Source organism: Prevotella sp. LMAG:51, from assembly GCF_008680225.1.
GTDB classification, from domain to species: domain Bacteria; phylum Bacteroidota; class Bacteroidia; order Bacteroidales; family Bacteroidaceae; genus Prevotella; species Prevotella pectinovora.
On the sequence record NZ_NALQ01000010.1, the window covers coordinates 1 to 21,772 of the forward strand.

Below are 21,772 nucleotides of genomic sequence, written 5' to 3' on the forward strand. Positions count from 1 at the left end.
AAAAGGACATTGTTTAACGGTTATAGGTAATTGGTAGTCGGTAACTGTTGACGGTAAATTATAGTTTATTTTAGAATTAATCACCAACCCACCTATCACATTACCTTCGTTATCAAATCCAAGAACGATGAAAAATTTATTGCGTGTGGCATCATTGTTCTTAGGCGTAATGCCATTAGAAGGGTCAAGATTTAGCAAATAGACATCACCAACATTAATGCTTGATTGTAAAAGTTCATTTGCAGCATTTCCAAGTAAATCGCCTATATTTGTCATGCCAAAGCCGCTTCTACTGCAAGGTTTTCCTTTATATATTCTATCATGTCTTCAGATGCCATACCATCTTTAGCCATGCCGACAATATCCATTACTTTACGTCCCTGCTGATTATAAGCACGACTCCATTCTTCGCCATGCGATTTTGCACGTAATTCTCCATAAGGAAGATTTCTGTTTTCTTCTATTGATTGGTCTAACGCTTCAATATCTGCTTTTGAAAGATAATCCAAGTCAGCATCACGCTTTGCTTCCAACATATAATAAGCGTCATCTGTACCTTTCGCTACTGTCTTATCAAGCATGTTTTTCAACTCTTTATCGCAATGAACGTCGTCTTTTATACAATTATACAATATTGAAGGAACAGGACCATCCGGCAACGCACAGAACTCGTCAGAAACCATAGAAAATCCGTATTTTGCCAAATGTGCAATATTAGCAAAATATATAATCTTGAACACGTGGTAATAGTCCAACCCCCTTGTCTTGTTCAATATGTAAAGAATAACCTCTGTAAGTTTCTGCTTGTCAAACTGTGTCATACTAAATCTCCTTCAGATTACAAAGATAATTCATATTCATTATACAACAATGTGTTAGCTTCCATTTAACTGATTTGACGTCCGAATTTAACATAATATTAACAATTACATTGTGTTATCATACAAACATCTGACGAAGCAAGTATTGCTTTTGAGAACAGTACAAATCAAGTATTAGCCCTTCATTCTTAATTTTATCTTCATAGGAATCTAAAATATAACAAATCTTATACTGTTGTACAATTGACGGAATTCTTACTTTGATATTCTCGATAGTTGATTTGGATAAACTTGGTACTCCAGTACCTTCATTATATAATTGCCAATTGATTTGTTTGAAAAGGTAATAGCAGAATTTAGGCAAAACATCTTTGAAACCATATGTATAGAATAAAGTATCCACTGTCCAAAATTTACCTGTTAAGAACAATGGTGTATCTATTGTTCCTTTTCTACCTATGCAAACGCTATCTCCATCATAAAGAAAATCATTAACAGAAAGCATTTTACCACCCGTACCATAGACTGGAATATCACCGAAGTCAAGATGCTTGTAATCTTTGCCATTACCAATACACAAAAACTCTCGTATTTTTGCCTTCCTCCAGTCCTTATCATTTTCAAATAGTTTATTTCTAATTCCCTTGATTAAGGACTGCAACTTGTCAATGATTTTGTTTTGGGTTGCGATGCGCTCATCTATTAGACGGAGCAAGTCCGCGATTTTTTGTTGTTCTTCCTTTGATGGTATACCAACATAGCACTCTGAGAAGTTTTTACTATTGATTGAATATATCTTGGTTCCTTGTGCAATACGTCTTATTTGATGGTGGAAAGACATTGATGAAAAAGCGTAGCCCTTATAGCCGACAACTGTTTTGTTTTTGTTGTCACGTCCATGAATTGTATGTAAGCCACAAACAACTTTCTTGCCATTCAAATTATAGTACTCAACAGCTTTTGCCACTTCGTTTGTATCTTCTGAAGCGTCGGCAAAAACAACATCACCCTCTTTGCACAACTCATAATTCTTAGGAACATTACCATCAATAATGTTGGGAAGATTATCTTTGTCTATATCTACCATTGTTGGTAACCCAACATGAATTAGTCCATAATGAAGGTTTTGGATATTTGTAGTACCATATTCCAACTTATCCCAACTAAGTGAGTTTGTTGAATAGAAATCCAGTAAGTCAGAAACCTTGCACATCTCCCACTCCCCCTGAAACTCCGGGAATCTGAGATTTGGGACATCAGAGGTCTATTTTCTCTAATTATTATGTACACCTTCAAAATTAAGGATTACAATGACAACAAAAACAATTAGAGAAATTGCGTTGGCTTGGAAAAGTGACAAGCAACGCTACGTAAAGCAGTCTACATACGCTGCTTATGCGTTGGTTTTGGAGAACCACATTCTGCCATCATTTGGCGATTGTGAGGCTCTGAGTGAGAAACTTGTGCAGGAGTTCGTTTTGCAGAAACTCAATGGCGGTCTCAGCATCAAAACGGTGAAGGACATCCTGATTGTCCTGAAAATGGTGATGAAGTTCGGAGTAAAGAACGAATGGATGAACTATTGCGAGTGGGATATCAAATACCCCACGACAGAGACCAACAAGGAAATAGAGGTGCTGACGGTGGCACACCACAAAAAGATCCTCGATTTCATCAAACAGAACTTCACATTCCGCAACCTTGGTATCTATATAAGTCTGACCACAGGCTTGCGTATCGGTGAGATTTGCGGTCTGAAATGGTCGGACATCAATACCGACAACGGCACAATTACCGTGAACCGCACCATTGAACGCATCTACATTGTGGAGGGAGAACGCAAGCACACGGAGTTGGTCATCAACACACCCAAGACCAAGAACTCATGCCGTGAGATACCGATGAACAAGGAACTGCTGGCGATAGTGAAACCTCTGAAAAAGGTGGTAAACACAGACTTCTATGTGCTGACCAATGAGGAGAAACCAACCGAACCTCGCACCTATCGCAACTATTATCATCGGTTGATGGCGCATCTTGACATTCCTCGACTAAAGTATCACGGACTGCGCCACAGCTTTGCCACACGCTGCATTGAAAGCAACTGCGACTACAAGACCGTAAGCGTACTGCTCGGTCATGCCAACATCACAACAACCCTTAATCTCTATGTTCACCCGAACATGGAGCAGAAGAAAAAGTGCATCACCAAGATGTTCAAGTCTTTGGGAAAATAGGGAAGAATAGTAGCATAGGCAATAAAAGGCAAAAGGATGAGGTGACTCCATATCACCCCATCCTCCGCTTACTTGTCTATGTATGATGCAACAAAATAAACAATTGAAATGACCGCTTAAAGGAAACACGTCAAGACCTCATCCGTATTTTTTCTTCCGCAACCGAACCAAGTTAATGATAAAATCCGTAAATTTGCATTGTCCCAAATCCCGAGACAAGGAAAGCGGATTTTAGCTTCATCGAGATTGGAGCACAACCTAAAATTTCAATAATAAGCAATAACCATTAAATCAAACAACAATGACAGTTCAGACATTTCAAAAGGGCAAATTCTACACGCTGCCCATCAAAGCCTTAAGGGAAGAAGGCAACAACACTTTCTTCATCGTAAACGCCAATAACAGGGAGTATGCAATCCGAATGTTCGATTTCCAGAAATCCGACAAAAAAGTATTGCAAATGGAGGAATTGCCATGTATGGTTAAAGACATACACGGCGACAACATCGTATTCGTGCAAAACTTTGCCCGGATGTTCGAAGACATTTATATATCTGGAAAGGTTTACCCATTCATTGTAAACAAGGAAGCCTATAATCCGAATAACGAGTTCAGGTATTATGACATAAGGGATTACAATGGTGTGCCCTTCAGAATAAAATGTGAAAAGAACACATTCTTAGTGCCAAACCAGAAAATCAGATGTATGGTGTCAAGGCCAAGCCTGAACAAGATGATTCTGATACTTGAAAACACGAAAAAGGACGTTATTGTAAACTGCATAAGCCCCAAGGAACTGCTGAGGAAAAGCGGCATCGAAGAAAGGTATCAAAGGTTTATCCTGTACAGTTTTGCGACCAATCCCGGATTTGAAGAGGCAAGGGAATATTATGAACAAGGCAATCCGGAATGGGTGATAAAGGCGATAACAGCCATCGTGGAAGTGGAACAATGGCCGAACCTTTCAAATAAAAACAAAGAAATTCTACTCTCATGCTACCACAGAATTTGCCTGTATCTGCTTGAAGATTCCGATTATCTGCATCAGTTCAACGAGTCGGATAGGGAAAATTTCCAGACATGGATTGCCGACAGGGTGACGATGTCTGAAACTTATCTTGAATGCCTTTCGTTTATCGGCGAAAAGAAATGCAGCGAAGAGACAGACCTGATACTCAGGAAAATCCGCAATTCAGGATATATTTACCACCCACACAAAAGGATGCGGCTGCTGATTGCCATGTTCTCACTCCAACCGGAACTTCTGGAAGAGAAGATCGACGCCATCCTTGACCTGCTCGCAGAAAAGGCAAAAGAATGGAAAACGGCATCATTCAACGATGCCTTCTCCAGCTTCCTTCAGTTCTATGTCATGTCTAATATGGAGAAGACAAACCGCGAGGCAGTAATCGACAACGAGCAGAACAACTTGCTGCTGAGCCGCATGGTGCGTTCTATATGCTATCTGCTCCTGATGACCAACGGCAAGGACATAAACGTGGCATTATACCGTTCGCTGCTGTTCCACTATCTATCATTCACAAGGAGCAGAAATGTGCTTGGCGACAACGACCACACCCACAACCTCGCCGAACAGCTTGCAGACAGGGCATTCACCACCCTTGTGGTGTCTGAAGACAAGATGAAAGACTTCTCATGGGGCAGGGATTTCAGACAGACGGAACTTCTGGCATACCAGATGGCGGCAACCAAGGAAAGCAGCACTACCTTCCTCACACGCTCATACGAGGCTCACAACGTGCGCTTCACCGTAAGTGCCGACAGCATAACAATAGCAAGGTCTTCTTCTGCCTCAAAAGAGAAGAACATACTCCCGCAGGATTTCCCAGGATGGTTCAACCTGCAGATATTCCTTGACCAACCCGGCAAATACTCTATCGGAAAGAAGGCAAAAGTAAGAATGTGGAAAGACTATTGGAAGAAAGTGGAAAACGCCCTTTTTGAGGAGAAGAAGACGCCATCCATACACCCCCAACGCAAGATTGCCCCAGAGGTGGGCACAACTGTCACCATCAGAGTGCTCTGGAAGGACGAGTACCATCAAAACAGGTTTTACTGCAGAATTGAGGATGACCAATATGAGGGCGAGGGCTGGATTGACACATACCAGAAAGGAGGCTCCATCGGTCTGTTCCATTACGACCCACAACTGGACATCGATTCTTTCTACATCGACGGCAAGCCTATCCTGTTCAAGGCAAGGGTAAATTCCGTTGGCAGCCCAAACGACGAGGTGCGCACCTATATGTTTGACGCCGTGTCATTCATTGACGGGCTAATCAAAGATCAGGTTAGTTTCGGCGAAGAGTCTGACTGCACCATATTCTACTACGATCCAAAGAATGATATCTTCTGTGGTGTTACAGAATACGGCTATGGCATCTTCATACATCCCTCTGATGAGTTCGCCCAGTTAAACATCGGCGACACGGTAAGTGTTCGTGTGACTGACGCTTCCCGACCAAACGCAATACAGGGAGAAATAACCGGTATTGGAGAAAAGGCGGTTGTCATCAAAGAGGCAGCAGAAAGCGTGCTTCATGAGTACAAGGATGAGCTATACGAGGAAACAGAGGAAGAACTGGAAGAAGAAGCGATGGCGGCATCTGAAGACATCTTCGAACTGGACTACATGAAAGAAATCATCAACATCTTCGACCATAAGGCGGTGTTGGAAACCGACAATATCCGTGCCTATGCGTTCCTGTCGATAGCCCACATCCTGTCAAAGATGATCGACGACAAGGCGATGATGCTATATCTGGAACAAAGGCAGCACTTCCTCAGCATACTGGAAGACTATGGCGAGAATGGCAAGATAAACGACGAGGAACTTGAAGCACTGGGCAATGACTACGGCGACATCGTTGAAAAATTCCCTATCCTCAAGCAGCGCCTCTCGGAAATGAGAATCGTGAACTGCTTCGGACAGCAAGACAAGAACCCGTATCTGTGGAGCATGGTGAACGACAACGAACCTGACAACATTCTCAGCAAGCTCTCACGTCTGATGCTGTCATACAACATGGCGGAAGGCTTTGGACTGCAGGAGCACCAGAAGGCTATCATAAACAAGATAAGGGGCGTTCTGAACGTGAACGTAGAACTTCCGCAAATCTACTCGTTCGGAGAAGAAAACCAGACCACAGAGTTCAAGACATCAATCGTGTTCCCTCCAAACAACAATATGCGTGCGGATATCAAGCAACAGACGTTCAACATCATGAAGGTGATCTGCGGCATGGTAAACGCATACGGTGGAACCCTCTATCTCGGTGTCTACGACACAGGCACCGCCAAGGGTCTTGCCGACGACCTGGAATTCTTTGAAGATAGCAAAGACAAGTTCGACCTCTATGTCAGAAACCAGATTCGCACTTCTCTCGGCGATTCGGTAAACGCCTCTGTCGTCATTGAGCATCCTGAGGCAGGCAAGCACTGGATATATGCCATCAAGGTGGCTGCAAGCAAGACTCCGATTCCTTTGCGGCTCGACAACAATTTCTATCTGCGGGAAGGGTCTTCAACACATCTCATCGACCAGTCGCAACTGATAGACATCATGAAAGAACGAAACTTCGCCCAATACGACACAAGAGTGTCGGAACCGGAAGAAGAAGACGATGTTCAGGAAACTGCCGAGCAGGAGGAAAAGAAGGAGCAGACGGTCAAAATCAAGACAAAGGCATTGCCTGACGACATAATCGGCACAAGTGAACTGAGAAGCAACATCACAGAAAACTGGGTTGACGGCTATGGCATTGACACTTCCTGCTATCTGCGCATACAATCAATCGGAAACTGGTGCATGCTGGACGAAGTGGAATGGGAGGACGGCATCCTGACGCTCGCCATTCATGACGATGAACTTGAGGGCAGTCTGATTGTCGTATATGAAGACGGCAAGGTGAACAGGATTCCTATGGACCAGCTGACAGACAAGAGCAGAGGCAGTTCATACAAGATGTATGCACAGAGCAAAGCAATCTTCATCTGTCCTGCCCGTAAGGATGACGCTCTGCTTACAGCATACGAGGATGACAAGGGGAAACAGTTCCTCCGTCTTGACGATGTTTCAAACATAGAAGAGGGAAAGATGCTTTCTGCCGGCAACACGCTTACTGACGTTGGGTTCTCCAAAATATTCTTCTGTGAGATCATTGCCAAAGAGTATCACGAAGAACTGCATCGCCTGCACAACCTGAAACGCAGCTCTCTTGGTTTCCAGGCTCTGACCAGCTACGGACAGAAGGAGCAGGAAGTAATGAGAAAGATAGGCATAGAATTATAAGCCTCATCTCAACTGACAATGAATAACGCAACTCAGGCAATAACGTTTGAGTTGCGTTTTTCATCTTGACATGCATCAAACCGATGTTTCACATGGCTCAGACAGGCTCTAAGACAAAGAAAATCCATAATGCTTACAAAAAGTAAGTTAAAACGGCAAGAAACAGCAAAAACCTGCTATGTAACATATAAATTTATTTTGTTACAAGCCAAAAACGCTATAAATTTGCAACAGTTATCCTGAATACAATCTTTTTACCTTAGAAGCTAATACCTATTGAATCAAAAAACAGCTCTCTGTGAAGAAAGCTGTTTTTATTTTTTATCCCAAATCTGTAAAAAACCAACCTTGCATTATCCTCAGGACCAGAATCCCGGCAAGCCTTAATTACCGATTTCGGAATATATGAAAAATCTACGGAAAAGAAACTCCAGTTAAGCCTCAGCCATACCAGGAATCTCCTCTGCGCAAGAAACGCCTGTGTAGGTCAGAACAGGAAGTTCGCCGGTCAATGCTCCGAAAGCATTCTCTGCCAACGACTCCATCTCGTTCTCTCCCGGCAAAACGACTACCTTACAAAGATATTCTATCTGCTCCTTGATGTCGGCAACGCAATAATCGCTGTATGCTATACCACCTGTAAGGATAATGGCGTCGCATTGTCCCTTCAAGGCAACGAACATCGCTCCGATCTCCTTTGCCACGGTATAATCCATAGCTGCAACGAGAGTCTTGTATGGCTCCTTGCCTTCAATAGCCTTCTCTTCGATGGTAATCATATCTGATGTACCAAGATATGCTGCAAGGCCAGCCTTGCCATGGAGCATCTTCTTAACTTCATTGAGGGTATATTTGCCGCTAAAGCATAAAGTAGCCAATGCCTCTGAAGGAACTGTTCCGGCACGCTCCGGAGAGATAGGACCTTCACCGTTGAGGGCGTTGTTGACATCAATCACGAGTCCCTTGCGATGGGCACCTACTGAGATACCACCTCCCAAGTGGACAACGATAAGATTGAGCTCTTCGTATTTCTTGCCAATAGACTTGGCGTAACGGCGGGCTACAGCCTTCTGGTTGAGAGCATGGAAGATTGACTCACGCTTGATGCCAGGAACACCGGAAACGCGGGCCTTCAACTGGAACTCGTCTACTACAACAGGGTCTGCAATGAAAGCAGGACAACCACACTCCTTGGCAATCTCATCGGCGATGATAGCTCCGAGGTTGCACACATGGTCGTGCTTGGTATGAAGCAGGTCGTGCTTCATCTTCTCGTTGACAGCATAAACTCCACCCTTGAGTGGGCAAAGCAGACCGCCACGACCCATAACAGCATCAAAATCCATAGCGATACCCTCGTCTTTCAGACGCTTCACGATGAACTCCTTACGATACTCATACTGATCTATCGTCTGATGGAAATGAGCGATTTCATTGAGGTCGTGATGGGCACCACCGGCCCAAACCTGTTTTCCATCTTCATAAATAGCCAACTTGGTAGAAGTGGAACCTGGGTTGATAGCAAGTATTTTCATTAAGATTAATATTGTATAGTTTTGTAATATTGATTACTTGTTAACCTTGTCTGCCAAACAAGCAAGGGCAAGGCTGTTGAACTTAGACTCTCCGCTGTCGGCTCTTGAAGCCACTACGATAGGAGCGGTTGTTCCGCAAAGCATTCCGGCTGTCTCTGCCTTGGCAAACAAGGTGAGAGTCTTGTAGAATACATTTCCGGACTCGATGTTCGGGAAAATCAGAGCATCGGCGTTTCCTACTACAGGAGAGCTGATGCCCTTGATTGCACCACTGTCTGAATCGCAGGCTGTCTTGACATCCATAGGACCATCAACACAGCAGTCGCCATACTCGCCATTGCGTGCCATCTCCTTCATTGACTCATAGCTCAATGTGTGTGGGAACTTCTCGCTCACCTTCTCTGTGCAATGGATAAGGGCAACCTTCGGGCTTTCGGCACCGAGACTGCGGCAAACTCCAAGAACATAACCAAGGATAGCCTTGAACTGCTCGTCGGTTGGACGTGGGCAAACGGCAGCATCCGAGAAAACGAGAAGCTTGTCGTATGATGGTATCTCTACAACTGTCACGTGTGTCATCACATGGCCCTTCTCCAGAAGACCATATTCCTTGTTGAGCACAGCGCGCAGGAGATTGTCGGTATTGAGGGTACCCTTCATAAGAACATCAGCTCCACCATCGTGAACGAGCTTCACGGCATAGGCTGCGGCATCGTCAGGTGTGGCTGTCTCATGAACGGTAACATGATCAGGATAGTCCGCAAGGAAGCGGTCGATGAACGGTGCTCTCGTACCTCCAAGCACGAGGGTGAAATCAACGAAACCTTCTTCCAAGGCGCGGTTAATCACGTATTCAGTATGTGAGTCATTTGGGCAAACAAGTACTACTTTTTTTCTGTTTTCCAATGACTGCAAACGATTAATTAAGGTGTTAAAATTATTAAGTAACTGCATAAACTTATAATTTTTGTGCAAAAATACATCAAAGGACTTTTGAAACAAAGCCAAACTACACATTTTTTTGTCGTTTGTGCAGATTTCCGACTTTATGTATAATAAATGCGAATTTTGGAACATACTGCAATATTTTGCAATTTACAAATAGTCAACACCTGATGTGCTATTTAGTACACTCATTCACAGTTCGATTGACAAATGAAAGTTAACTGTTTCCGGAATAAAGACAAGGTAGAGACGACTGGCAAAAAATATGACTGCAAGCAATTGAAATTTGATGCAATTAACGGCACAATAACCATTGGAAGTTAAGGAAAAACCGACAAAAACGATTTTATACGTACAAAATTCAAGTGTTAATATATTTTTTAGTACTTTTGCAGACTTATAAGAAAAATGAATCGAAAAATAATGAATAAAAGACAGTTCAGAGGTGCCCTGTTCGACCTTGACGGCGTAGTGTTCGACACCGAACCGCAATACACGATATTCTGGGGCAACCAATTCAAGGAATACTATCCAGGAAGCCACGAGATGGAAAAGCTCATCAAGGGACAGACCCTTGTGGAGATATACGACAAATACTTCCCTGACCAATCGGTGCAGGAAGAGATAACAAGAAGGCTCGACAGGTTTGAAGACGAGATGAAGTTTGAATACGTCAGAGGCTTTGAGGATTTCGTAAAGAACATACGCAAGAACGGCGTAAAGACTGCCGTCGTGACAAGTTCCAACGTGATGAAGATGAAGAACGTGTATGCCAAGCACCCGGAGTTCAAGGGGTATTTCGACGAGATTCTCACTTCAGAAGACTTCGACGAGAGCAAACCGTCGCCAGACTGCTATCTGAAAGCCGCAAAGCGTTTTGGACTGACTTCTGACGAATGCGTGGTTCTGGAGGACAGCTTCAACGGACTGAAATCAGGAAGGGCTGCAAAAATGTTCGTAGTGGGATTTGCAACGACAAACTCCCATGAGGCAATAGAACCATACTCAGACACCGTTGTTGACGACTACGTTGGCTTGAGTTACGAAGGAATAATGAAATCATTGGGACAAGATGCCTGATGAACATAATAATGAGTATAAACCAATTAAAGAAATAAAAAAACAAGAAAAGAAAATGTCAGGTTATTTAGTAAGCGACAACCGAAAGGTTACGACCCATCGTTTCATCGAAATGAAGGAGCGTGGAGAGAAAATCTCAATGTTGACGTCATACGACTTTACCACAGCTGGTATCGTTGACGGTGCCGGTATCGACGGTATTCTGATAGGCGACTCTGCCTCTAACGTGATGGTGGGCAACAGCACTACCCTACCTATTACGATAGACCAGATGATCTATCACGCAAGTTCCGTGGCAAGAGCAGTAAAAAGAGCTCTCGTGGTATGCGACATGCCGTTCGGAAGCTATCAGGTGGACAGAAAAGAGGGCGTGAAAAACGCCATCAAGATAATGAAGGAAAGCGGATGCGACGCTCTGAAACTTGAGGGCGGAGTGGAAATCATTGATACCGTGAAGGGTATATTGGATGCCGGCATCCCTGTTATGGCACATCTCGGACTGACTCCGCAGAGCATCAACAAATTCGGAACTTATGCCGTGCGCGCAAAAGAGGAGGCTGAGGCTGAGAAACTCGTTTCTGACGCTTTGCTGCTCCAGGAAGCAGGATGCTTCTCTGTGGTATTCGAAAAGGTGCCGGCAAGTCTTGCCACAAAGGTGAGCAAGGAACTGACCATCCCTACAATCGGTATCGGAGCCGGAAACGGAACTGACGGACAGATTCTCGTGGTGGACGACATGCTCGGAATGACAAAGGGATTCAGTCCTAAATTCCTGCGCAGATATGCCGACCTCAACACCGTCATTACCGACGCCATAGGCAACTACATAAGAGATGTGAAGAGCAGCGATTTCCCCAACAGCGAGGAATCGTATTGATATTAACTAAAACAACGCCAAATGCATACTGACTTCTGGAAACTGACTACTTCTACATTTTTCATTGCCGCGGCAATGTATATGCTGATTCCGACAATGCCGGAGATTCTGTCTTCTGTCCTGGAACTATCACAGACACAGATAGCATCATGGACGGGAATGCCGGGAGTATCGGTATTCGCCTTTGGCTTATTCTGTTCATATCTCATCCAGAGATACAGACGCAACAAAGTCTGCATATTGTCAACGGCATGTATGGCGCTGACAATTCTGGCAACGACGTATCTGATGGATGAATTCCTGCTCAAAGGAATAATACAGGAAAGTCCCGTCTTCCTCCTCGCGACAAGGGGGTTGATGGGAGCTTTCTTCGGTTTGTCGCTGATGATTCTCAGCAGCACGCTGACAATAGACTGCTGCGACTCTGACCACCGCACAAAAGCAAACACCATCATGGCATGGACGCATCTGGCGGCAATTCCTGCCGGAGGATCAATCGGACTGCTGATGGTGATAGAATCCAACATACAGAATGTACTGTATACCGCCATGGCATCTTGTTTCATCGCGATATATATAATGTCGAGCATCAAGTTCCCGTTCAAGGCCCCGGAAGAAACCCTGAAGAGAATGTCATGCGACCGTTTCTTCGTGGTGTCAAGTCTGCCGATCATTATCCCGAACATCGCCATCGGCATAGTAATAGGAACCGTGATCATCTGCATAAGACAAATGAAAGAGTTTGCCGGCATATTGGCTGGTATTCTGCTGGCAATATTGGCAATATACATCATCTTCTTCCGCAAATCACAGACCACGAAATGCAAATTCACTCTCTGCGGCGGAAATCACACCACTACAATGCTGCCGGCCATTGGCTATGCGCTGCTTGCGGCATCGCTGATTCTGGCAATAAGGGCATTGACAGTAAATCCCTTGCTGCATCTCATCTGTATGGTGGCATCAGGAGCGGCGGCAACGATACTGATGTCTGTACATCATTCATGCTTCATCGAGACAGCAGACCATTGTCAGCGCGGCTCTGCCTTGAGCACATATTTCCTGACTCTGGAATTGGGAATAAGCATCGGATTATTCACAAGCTTGATGACCGCAGCCCCACAAAACCCTGTCTGCGAATTTACAACAGACAATATTTACTACATCCTGTTGACAAGCAGCATTATTGCAGCATTGTCATATTTCTTCATCACAAAAAAGTATATTTCTGACAAGATAGAGAGGAATATGTAAAATAGAAATCAAAAATCAAGTGATTTTCAAAAAAAGTCCACGGATATTTTGCAGATTAAAAATAAATCCATACCTTTGCACTCGCAATTCAGAAATATGGCTCCGTAGCTCAACTGAATAGAGCATCTGACTACGGATCAGAAGGTTACAGGTTTGAATCCTGTCGGAGTCACTAAGAATTAGATTTCATCAAGAGGTGTTTACGAAAGTAAATGCCTCTTTTTGTTTTATAATCTCCACAATAATTATTAAAACCAAATCGGGGACTGCTGCCGGATTTGGTGACGGAAACCACGTCTTTCGTTTCCCTTTTTACATTTTTTATCCCAGCACGGCATTTTGCTTCCGCATAAAAGACATACCTTTGCATTATTGAACATCATATAATTATTTGAGGTATAAATTTGACATTGAGATGAAAAGGAAAAATACAGTTACAGGATGGCTTGTGGCATTTATTGTCGGCGGATTACTACTGACAGGATGCTCAAAACAAGCGAAGAAGAAGGAGCAGAAGACAATCAAAACGGAGACTATCACCGTGGGCAGTACAGCGCTTGGAGAAACTAAAGATTATGTCGGGACTATAGAAGAAAAAATAGGGTCAACACTAAGTTTCGAGATTGCCGGCAACATCACTTCCATAAGAGTGGATGAGGGAGACAGAGTGAGCAAAGGACAAGTGCTCGCCACCATAAACCCGACCACAGTGAGGGAGGCTCACAAAAGTACGATGACTGCTCTGAAGCAGGCGGAAGACGCATATAGGAGATTTCTGCCCCTGCATAAGGCAGGAACGATTTCCGAACTGCAATGGGTGGATATTGAAAGCAAACTGGAACAGGCGAAAGCGGCAGAGAGCATAGCCCGCCAACAACTGTCGCACACCACGCTCACGGCTCCTTTTGCCGGAGTGATAGCCTCAAAGAATGCGGATTTGGGAACGTACGTCCTGCCAGGACAACCCGTACTGAAGTTGGCTGATGTGGAACAGGTAAACGCGAAGGTTTCTGTTCCAGAAAGCGAGATATCACATCTACGCATCGGCGACAAGGTGAAACTGACGGTTGCTGCACTTGACAATGCTGTATTCTATGGAACGGTTTCGGAAAAGGGCATCGACGCCAATCCCATATCACATACTTATGACATAAAAGTGGGTATCGCCAACACTCATGGGCGTCTTCTCCCCGGCATGGTGTGCAACGCCAACGTTACGGGCGGCGCAACAAAAGAACAGGCGCATATCATCGTGCCACCACAAAGCATAGAACTGGATGTGGACAATTCTAGATTCGTTTGGACTGTAGTAGACGGGAAGGCGCATCAGCAGCGTGTGGAGACCGGCGACTTCGAAGGGGACGGGATTATAATCCTGTCTGGACTGAAACCAGGCGACCAAGTTATAGTAAACGGCCAGCAGAAGGTGTCTGAGGGAATGAGAGTGGACACCGGCAAGGGTATGGACAGATAATGACGGAAAGGAAATAACATGGACATGGACAAAAAGGCGAAGAAGAAGGACACTGCCCTTCGGGAACACATCAAAGCGCGCCTCACGAGGAAACCTAACCGGGTGATAAAACGGTCATTCATAGAGGCTGCGATGTGTAACCACAATATCGTGATATTGCTTATGGGAATGCTCGTGCTCCTTGGAATACTGGGACTCGCCACGATGCCTAAGCAGGAGATGCCGCAGTTCACGGTACGCCAAGGTGCATGCGTAGCAGTATATCCGGGTGCCACATCGGCAGAGGTGGAAGAACGGGTAGCGAAACCTCTGGAGAATTTCATCTTCGGATATAAAGAGGTGAACAAAAAGAAGACATACACACAGAGCAAAGACGGCATGCTGATTGCATTCATGGAACTGAACGACTATGTGGAAGACAAAGATGCTTTCTGGAGCAAGTTCAAACATGGACTGCAGGCATTCAAGTCTTCACTGCCTTCTGGAGTAATCGCATTGCAGGCGGTAGACGATATTGCCGAGACATCGGCTTTGCTCATAACGATTGAAAGCAAACAGAAGACTTACCGGGAACTAAACACCTATATAGACAACCTGAAAGACAGGCTCCGACGCATCGACGCCATATCCAACCTCCGGACATACGGTTTGCAGAACGAACAGATAAGCATTTATCTGGACCAGAACAAGCTGTCGAAATATGGCATCGGACCCTTCAAGATACTCAACGAACTGGCGCTTCAGGGATTCACCACTATAAGCGGAAGTCTGGACATGGGCAATCTAACTCTGCCTATCCATATCACCGACTCCTACAACAACGAGCGTGATGTGGCGGAACAGATTGTATATTCCGACCCGAAAGGCAACATCGTGAGGCTCAAAGACATTGCACGCATAACGAGGGAATACCCGAAACAGGAGAAATACATAAAGAGCAATGGCAACAAATGTGTGCTCCTGTCTATCGAAATGCGACCAGGAAACGACATTGTGAAGATGGGAAATGATGTCCACAAGGCATTGGACGAGTTTGAGGAGACCTTGCCAAAAGATGTGCATATCGCCACCATCACCGACCAAAGCAAAGTGGTGAACGAATCGGTTATGAACTTTCTGCAGGAGCTGCTCATCTCGGTCATTTCGGTCATCATTGTGGTCATCCTGCTGATGCCAAGACGCGTGGCTGAGGTTTCTGCCCTCAGCATTCCAATTACCATATTCACGTCAATCGGCATTTTCTATCTCTTCAGCATGGAACTGAACACTGTGACACTGGCAGCACTCATAGTGACATTGGGAATGGTAGTAGACGACTCCGTAGTGATTATTGACAACTACATGGAAAAACTGGGACACGGCATGTCTAGATGGCATGCTGCCATAGCAGCCCCGAGAGAATTCTTCATGTCGGTGCTATCTGCCACACTGAGCATCTCACTGACCTTTTTCCCGTTTCTGTTCACCATGCACGGTGATATGGGCGATTTCGTGCAGTCGTTCCCATGGGCGATGTTTATCATCTTGAGCATTTCGCTGACAGTATCACTGCTGCTTACTCCTTATCTGCAATATATCGTGATACACCAAGGCATATCCAGCACACCGAAACCTAACGCAAAGAAGAAACCTCTTGACTATCTGCAAACGGGATATACGTGGTTGTTGAACCGTTGTTTTGCCTTTCCACGCACCACGCTTGTCATAGGAGCCGCTCTGGTTGCCACTGGAGCCATGATATTCGTGAAACTGCCACAGCGAATGATGCCTATCGCAGAGCGCAACCAGTTTGCCGTTGAATTCTATCTTCCCAACGGTACGACAGCTGAAAAGACATCAATGATTGCCGACTCCATGGCTAATATTCTGAAACGAGACCCCAAGGTGACTGCCGTAACGATGTTTATCGGACAAGGATCACCACGTTTCCACACTACATACGCTCCACAGATTGGCGGGCCAAACTTCGCACAGTTTATTGTAAATACCGTGAGCAATGATGCTACGGAGGAGGTGCTCAACAAGTATGCCGACCATTATTCCAACTATTTCCCGGATTGCTATATCCGCTTCAAGCAGATGGACTATAACTCCGCTTCATATCCAATCGAGATAAGAGTGAGCGGCGACAGTATCAGCGACCTGAAAAAGGCTGCCAAACAGATTGCCGCCTGCATGCATGAGGTGGAGGGAATAAACCTGATACGAACAAATTACGAGGAACCGCAGCCTGGAATAAGGGTTACACCGGATGCTACAGAGGCAAACAGACTGGGTGTGAACAAGACTATCCTCTCTGCTGACCTGGCAATTCATTTCGGCAGCGGTTTACCGATGTCTACTCTCTGGGAAGGCGATTACCCGGTGAAAATGGTACTGAAATCGGAAAACGACAGTGATTTGGCAAATGAATACATCCCCGTAATGGGTGGAACTGCCAGCGTACCGCTACGGCAGTTGGCAAAGATTTCACCTGACTGGCATGACGGCAGCATAATACGCCGTAATGGTGTCCGCACAATATCTATCGTGGGCGAACCATTACGAGGATATAACGCCAACAAGCTGTCTGAAGAGCTAAAGACAAAGGTTGCCGGACTCTCACTCGACCCGGATCTCACATGGGAAGTAGGAGGTATGTCGGAAAAAGATGCTGAAACCATGCCGCAAGTGATATCAGGAGTGATGGTTGCAATACTGGTGATATTCTTCATTCTCCTCTTCCATTTCAAACGCATCAGTCTGGCATTGGTAAATCTCTCTTCAATGTCGCTCTGCATCTTCGGAGCAGCCATAGGACTCTTCATCACGGGATATGACGTCAGCCTGACATGTGTATTGGGTGTTGTCAGTCTGATGGGAATACTTGTGCGCAACGGTATCATCATGCTCGACTATGCCGAGGAACTCCGGCGCGACAAAGGACTGTCAATACGCGATGCCGCCTTCCAAGCCGGCGAGCGACGCATGCGCCCTATCTTCCTCACATCAGCAGCAGCCTCAGTGGGCGTATTGCCGATGATGTTGGAAAACAACACGTTATGGTCGCCAATGGGTGCTGTGATATTCTTCGGCACACTAATCTCGATGGTTCTCATAGCCACAATCCTGCCTGTGCTATACTGGCTCGTGTTTGACAAGCACGGAAAGTATAGCTTAAGGAAGAAGAAAACAAATATTCTATAGCAACCAAACAAGCAGTATTACTTGACGAAAAGCCAAGCAAACTCAAAATACTACAAAATGAGGGTATGCCAAATACGACATACCCCCATTTTGTTATATAAGAAGTTGAAATATTACTGCTTCTGCATGATGTCTCCACCAATCTTGATAGCCTCCATGTTCAGAGGAATCAACTTGTGGTGACGCTCAGGAAGAGTCTTGAATAGAGCCTTCTCAACACCATTCTCACTAACCACAGGAGAAACCTTGAGCATACCACCAAGTACGATCATATTAAACACCTTGGTATTCTTAAGCTCTGCAGCCTTGTCCATAGCATCGATGCGATAGATGTCAATGTCGGTGCGGGTTGGGGGGGTGATGATACCATTTCCCTCGTAGATGAGGATACCACCTGGCTTAACGCGAGACTCGAACTTGTCGAGTGATGGCTGGTTGAGTACAATAGCAATGTCAAACTTGCTGAGCACTGGTGATGAAATACGCTCATCGCTTACGATTACAGTAACGTTGGCAGTACCACCACGCTGCTCTGGTCCGTAAGCTGGCATCCATGTTACTTCCTTGTCTTCCATAAGACCAGAGTAAGCTAAGATCTTACCCATGGAAAGAACGCCCTGACCACCAAATCCTGATATGATTATTTCTTTTTTCATTCGTCTATAGTATTTTTAAGGTCTCCTTTCGGATAGAATTCGAACATTTTCTCACGCAACCACTCGTTTGCCTTTACAGGAGAGAGTTTCCAACCACTGTTACATGTACTTGTAATCTCTACGAGGCTTGAGCCCTTGCCCTGCATAGAAGCCTCGAAAGCCTTGCGGATAGCCTTCTTTGCTGAACGGATAGCTGCTACTGTGTCAACGCTCTGGCGTGTAACATAGCATGTACCCTGAAGTGTGGCAGCGATTTCTGTCATCTTCAATGGGTATCCGTGAAGCTCCGGTGTACGGCCATAAGGACAAGTTACAGTCTTCTGTCCGAGCAATGTAGTAGGAGCCATCTGACCACCAGTCATACCATAAATGGCATTGTTGATGAAGATGATAGTGATGTTCTCACCACGGTTCAGTGCGTGGATTGTCTCAGCTGTACCAATACAAGCCAAGTCACCATCACCCTGATATGTGAACACGAGACGGTCTGGCCAGCAACGCTTGATACCAGTAGCAACTGCAGGAGCACGTCCGTGAGCAGCCTCAGACCAGTCGATGTCAATATAACGATATGCGAATACAGAGCAACCTACCGGGCTTACACCTACAGCCTTGTCCTGCATGCCCATCTCTTCGATAACCTCTGCAACGAGCTTATGAACAACTCCATGAGAGCAACCTGGGCAGTAGTGCATAGGAGTGTCGTTCATCAACGACGGTTTTTCATATACCAGATTCTCTGGTGCAATTATATCTTCTTTCATGCTGTTTCAAAATTAAAGATTAGCCATTAAATCTTCCGCTCTTGATATTCTCTTTCAGAGAGTTTACAATCTCCTCTGGATCTGGAACGATACCACCAAGACGGCCGAAATGCTCTACTGGCACAGTGCCGTGGGTAGCGAGACGTACATCCTCTACCATCTGGCCGGCGTTGATCTCAACAGAGAGAACACCCTTCTTGCCCTTAGCAAGAGCCTCAAGCTGCTTCTCCGGGAAAGGCCACAATGTGATAGGACGGAAGAGTCCGACCTTCAAGCCAGCCTCGCGAGCGAGCTCCATTGCCTTCTCTGAGATACGGGCTGCACTACCGAATGCAACAAACAGATAGTCAGCATCCTCACACTGTGAAGTCTCATATCTAACCTCATTCTCCTTTACCAGCTCATACTTCTTGAGAAGCTTCTGGTTACGGATTTCCATGACCTCTGGCTGCAACTCAAGAGAAGTGATGATGTTTGGCTTACGGTCTGGTGTGCGACCGAATGTAGCCCAAGGACATTCTTTCTTGATTTCCTCCTCGGTACGACGTGGCTTAACTGGTGGCAATACCACCTTCTCCATCATCTGACCGATAACACCGTCGCTAAGAATCATCGCTGGCATGCGATACTTGAATGCAAGTGTGAAAGCGAGATCCATGAAGTCTGCCATCTCCTGAACTGAAGATGGAGCGAGAACGATAACATAATAGTCACCATTACCACCACCACGAGTAGACTGGAAATAGTCACTCTGTGAAGGCTGGATAGTTCCCAGACCAGGACCACCACGCTGCACGTTGATGAATACACCTGGAAGCTCAGCACCTGCCATATAAGAGATTCCCTCCTGCATAAGGGCTACACCAGGGCTTGATGAAGAAGTGAATACCTTCTTACCTGCACCTGCCGCTCCATAAACCATGTTGATGGATGCCACCTCACTCTCAGCCTGGAGAACTACCATACCAGTTGTCTCCCATGGCTTGAGCTCTGCAAGAGTCTCGATCACCTCACTCTGAGGTGTGATAGGATAACCGAAATAAGCATCACATCCGCAACGGATTGCTGCGTGAGCGATAGCCTCATTTCCTTTCATTAAAAGAATTTCTTTTTCTGCCATTGCTTAATCCTCCATACGTTTTTTGTAAACACTGATACATCCATCAGGACATACGATACCACACGACGCACAACCGATACAATCATCGGGGCGTACAGCCACGGCATAAGGATAACCGTTCACATTGACATGTTTGTCAGACAATGCGATGACATCCTTAGGACAAGCTACAACACACAGAGAGCAGCCTTTGCAGCGGTCTGTGTTAACTACAATTGATCCTTTGATTTTGCCCATGTCTTTTCTAAATTAAATTAAAGGGTAACAGTTAAGGACTACAGGAGATAACCCGTCTCCTCATGTCCATCGCCTTAAGCTTATAAAATCTTTTTAGTCTAAATTTTTCTTTCGTCAGTCACAAGAAAATGCACAAACCCACATCATGTTTATGGGTTGTACATATCCTTGTTGTAGAAGTTGAGGATGTCCATAACCATCCTCTTGGCCTCAACGGCAGCGCATTCTGCATCTAGAGCTATCGCTTCATTATAGCAGCGGATAGCCTCCTGCCAGTTTCCAGCACGCTGAAACTCCCTTCCTTCCATGTAAAATTCTTCTGCCGTCATGATATAGAATTATTTTGTTCTGTCTTATTATCATTTGTAATACTCCTTCTTACCTGCCGCCAAAGTGTTTTTCATGAGCGAGCAGATAGTCATCGGTCCTACTCCGCCAGGAACAGGAGTGATGAAAGAGCATTTTGGAGAGACCTCATCGAACTTCACGTCTCCATTAAGACGGAATCCGCTCTTGCGTGTAGCGTCCGGCACACGTGTGGTACCGACATCGATTACTACGGCACCCTCCTTCACCATATCAGCAGTAACGAAGTCCGGTCTGCCGATGGCTGCAATTATGATGTCAGCCTCGCGACATTCCTCCTTGAGAGTCTTGGAATGGCTGTGGCATACAGTCACCGTGGAGTCACCATACTGCTTCTGCATCATCAACTGTGCCATAGGCTTGCCTACGATGTTGCTTCTGCCGAGAACAACACATTTCTTGCCAGACGTCTCGATATTATAACGCTGAAGCAATGTCAGTATGCCGAGCGGTGTGGCTGAGATGAAGCAAGGCAGACCTATCGCCATTCTACCCACATTGACTGGATGGAATCCGTCAACATCTTTTCTATAGTCGATAGCCTCGATTACCTTCTGCTCATCAATATGCTTGGGGAGCGGGAGCTGAACGATAAAACCGTCAACATCAGCATCGTCATTCAGTTTCTTCACTGTATCAAGGAGTTCCTCCTCGCTCACATTCTCTTCGAAACGTATCAGTGAACTTTTGAATCCGCAAGCTTCACAAGCGAGAACCTTGTTCTTTACATACGTCTCGCTACCGCCATCGTGACCCACGAGAATAGCGGCAAGATGAGGCTGTTTACCTCCCTTTGCCATTATATCTTTCACTTCAGCGGCAATCTCTTCCTTGATTTTCGCCGCTGTAGCCTTTCCGTCAATCAACTGCATATCTTATATATGTAAGTTTTGTAATTTCTTAATTAA

The 21,772-nt window shown here is 45.3% G+C and carries 17 protein-coding genes, 1 tRNA gene and 1 pseudogene; 8 read left to right on the forward strand and 11 right to left on the reverse strand.

The genetic code is table 11. From position 1 onward, the window contains the following. The 3 genes and pseudogenes from CCC32_RS03610 to CCC32_RS03620 form a co-directional block, all read right to left on the reverse strand. Positions 1-276 (reverse strand): annotated as a pseudogene (locus CCC32_RS03610) (hypothetical protein); the annotation flags it as partial. Beyond that, positions 273-821 (reverse strand): Panacea domain-containing protein, encoded by a 549-nt coding sequence (locus CCC32_RS03615; protein WP_287072395.1) that lies wholly within the window; start codon positions 819-821, stop codon positions 273-275. The gene CCC32_RS03615 and the pseudogene CCC32_RS03610, both read right to left, overlap by 4 nt. A gap of 118 nt (positions 822-939) precedes the next feature. After that, positions 940-1,908, reverse strand: a complete 969-nt coding sequence (locus tag CCC32_RS03620; RefSeq protein ID WP_502705600.1) for a restriction endonuclease subunit S — start codon at positions 1,906-1,908, stop codon at positions 940-942. Between the two features lie 223 nt (positions 1,909-2,131). On the opposite strand from CCC32_RS03620, the gene CCC32_RS03625 reads away from it, so the two are divergent. Beyond that, on the forward strand, positions 2,132-3,058 hold the full coding sequence (locus CCC32_RS03625; protein WP_287072398.1) for a tyrosine-type recombinase/integrase: 927 nt from the start codon (positions 2,132-2,134) through the stop codon (positions 3,056-3,058). A 301-nt stretch (positions 3,059-3,359) separates the two neighbouring features. Next, positions 3,360-7,370: an AlbA family DNA-binding domain-containing protein gene (locus CCC32_RS03630; RefSeq protein WP_287072401.1), complete on the forward strand. Its 4,011-nt coding sequence runs from the start codon at positions 3,360-3,362 to the stop codon at positions 7,368-7,370. Positions 7,371-7,804: 434 nt separating this feature from the next. Here the strand turns inward: CCC32_RS03630 and buk are convergent, their stop codons facing one another. Beyond that, positions 7,805-8,905 carry a butyrate kinase gene (gene buk / locus CCC32_RS03635; protein ID WP_022316217.1) on the reverse strand — a complete coding sequence of 367 codons (1,101 nt, stop codon included), beginning with the start codon at positions 8,903-8,905 and terminating at the stop codon, positions 7,805-7,807. 33 nt (positions 8,906-8,938) lie between these two features. Then, positions 8,939-9,859, reverse strand: coding sequence for a phosphate acyltransferase (locus CCC32_RS03640; protein ID WP_287072403.1), 921 nt, complete (start codon positions 9,857-9,859; stop codon positions 8,939-8,941). A gap of 414 nt (positions 9,860-10,273) precedes the next feature. On the opposite strand from CCC32_RS03640, the gene CCC32_RS03645 reads away from it, so the two are divergent. The 6 genes from CCC32_RS03645 to CCC32_RS03670 all read left to right on the forward strand — a co-directional run bounded on the left by CCC32_RS03645 (position 10,274) and on the right by CCC32_RS03670 (position 17,721). After that, positions 10,274-10,930 carry an HAD family hydrolase gene (locus CCC32_RS03645; RefSeq protein WP_287072404.1) on the forward strand — a complete coding sequence of 219 codons (657 nt, stop codon included), beginning with the start codon at positions 10,274-10,276 and terminating at the stop codon, positions 10,928-10,930. 55 nt (positions 10,931-10,985) lie between these two features. Next, positions 10,986-11,807, forward strand: coding sequence for a 3-methyl-2-oxobutanoate hydroxymethyltransferase (panB, locus tag CCC32_RS03650; RefSeq protein WP_287072406.1), 822 nt, complete (start codon positions 10,986-10,988; stop codon positions 11,805-11,807). 21 nt (positions 11,808-11,828) lie between these two features. Then, positions 11,829-13,061 (forward strand): MFS transporter, encoded by a 1,233-nt coding sequence (locus CCC32_RS03655; protein WP_022316213.1) that lies wholly within the window; start codon positions 11,829-11,831, stop codon positions 13,059-13,061. A gap of 98 nt (positions 13,062-13,159) precedes the next feature. After that, a tRNA-Arg gene (locus CCC32_RS03660) sits at positions 13,160-13,233 on the forward strand. Positions 13,234-13,476: 243 nt separating this feature from the next. Then, positions 13,477-14,535, forward strand: a complete 1,059-nt coding sequence (locus CCC32_RS03665; RefSeq protein ID WP_044066244.1) for an efflux RND transporter periplasmic adaptor subunit — start codon at positions 13,477-13,479, stop codon at positions 14,533-14,535. Positions 14,536-14,553: 18 nt separating this feature from the next. Further along, on the forward strand, positions 14,554-17,721 hold the full coding sequence (locus CCC32_RS03670; protein ID WP_287072409.1) for an efflux RND transporter permease subunit: 3,168 nt from the start codon (positions 14,554-14,556) through the stop codon (positions 17,719-17,721). A 113-nt stretch (positions 17,722-17,834) separates the two neighbouring features. Here CCC32_RS03670 and CCC32_RS03675 read toward each other — a convergent pair whose 3' ends face one another. The 6 genes from CCC32_RS03675 to folD all read right to left on the reverse strand — a co-directional run bounded on the left by CCC32_RS03675 (position 17,835) and on the right by folD (position 21,736). Beyond that, entirely contained in the window at positions 17,835-18,377 is a 543-nt protein-coding gene (locus tag CCC32_RS03675) for a 2-oxoacid:ferredoxin oxidoreductase subunit gamma family protein (RefSeq protein WP_042517200.1), read from the reverse strand. Continuing rightward, complete coding sequence (locus CCC32_RS03680) at positions 18,374-19,141, reverse strand: thiamine pyrophosphate-dependent enzyme (protein WP_022316209.1); 768 nt, start codon at positions 19,139-19,141, stop codon at positions 18,374-18,376. Before CCC32_RS03680 ends, CCC32_RS03675 begins: the two co-directional genes overlap by 4 nt. Positions 19,142-19,160: 19 nt before the next feature. Beyond that, a complete protein-coding gene (locus tag CCC32_RS03685) occupies positions 19,161-20,261 on the reverse strand; it encodes a 3-methyl-2-oxobutanoate dehydrogenase subunit VorB (RefSeq protein ID WP_042517202.1) in 1,101 nt (366 codons plus the stop codon). Between the two features lie 3 nt (positions 20,262-20,264). Next, on the reverse strand, positions 20,265-20,498 hold the full coding sequence (locus CCC32_RS03690; protein ID WP_022316207.1) for a 4Fe-4S dicluster domain-containing protein: 234 nt from the start codon (positions 20,496-20,498) through the stop codon (positions 20,265-20,267). 149 nt (positions 20,499-20,647) lie between these two features. Beyond that, complete coding sequence (locus tag CCC32_RS03695; RefSeq protein WP_022316206.1) at positions 20,648-20,827, reverse strand: tetratricopeptide repeat protein; 180 nt, start codon at positions 20,825-20,827, stop codon at positions 20,648-20,650. A gap of 30 nt (positions 20,828-20,857) precedes the next feature. After that, complete coding sequence (gene folD, locus CCC32_RS03700; RefSeq protein WP_022316205.1) at positions 20,858-21,736, reverse strand: bifunctional methylenetetrahydrofolate dehydrogenase/methenyltetrahydrofolate cyclohydrolase FolD; 879 nt, start codon at positions 21,734-21,736, stop codon at positions 20,858-20,860. Between the last annotated feature and the right edge of the window lie 36 nt (positions 21,737-21,772).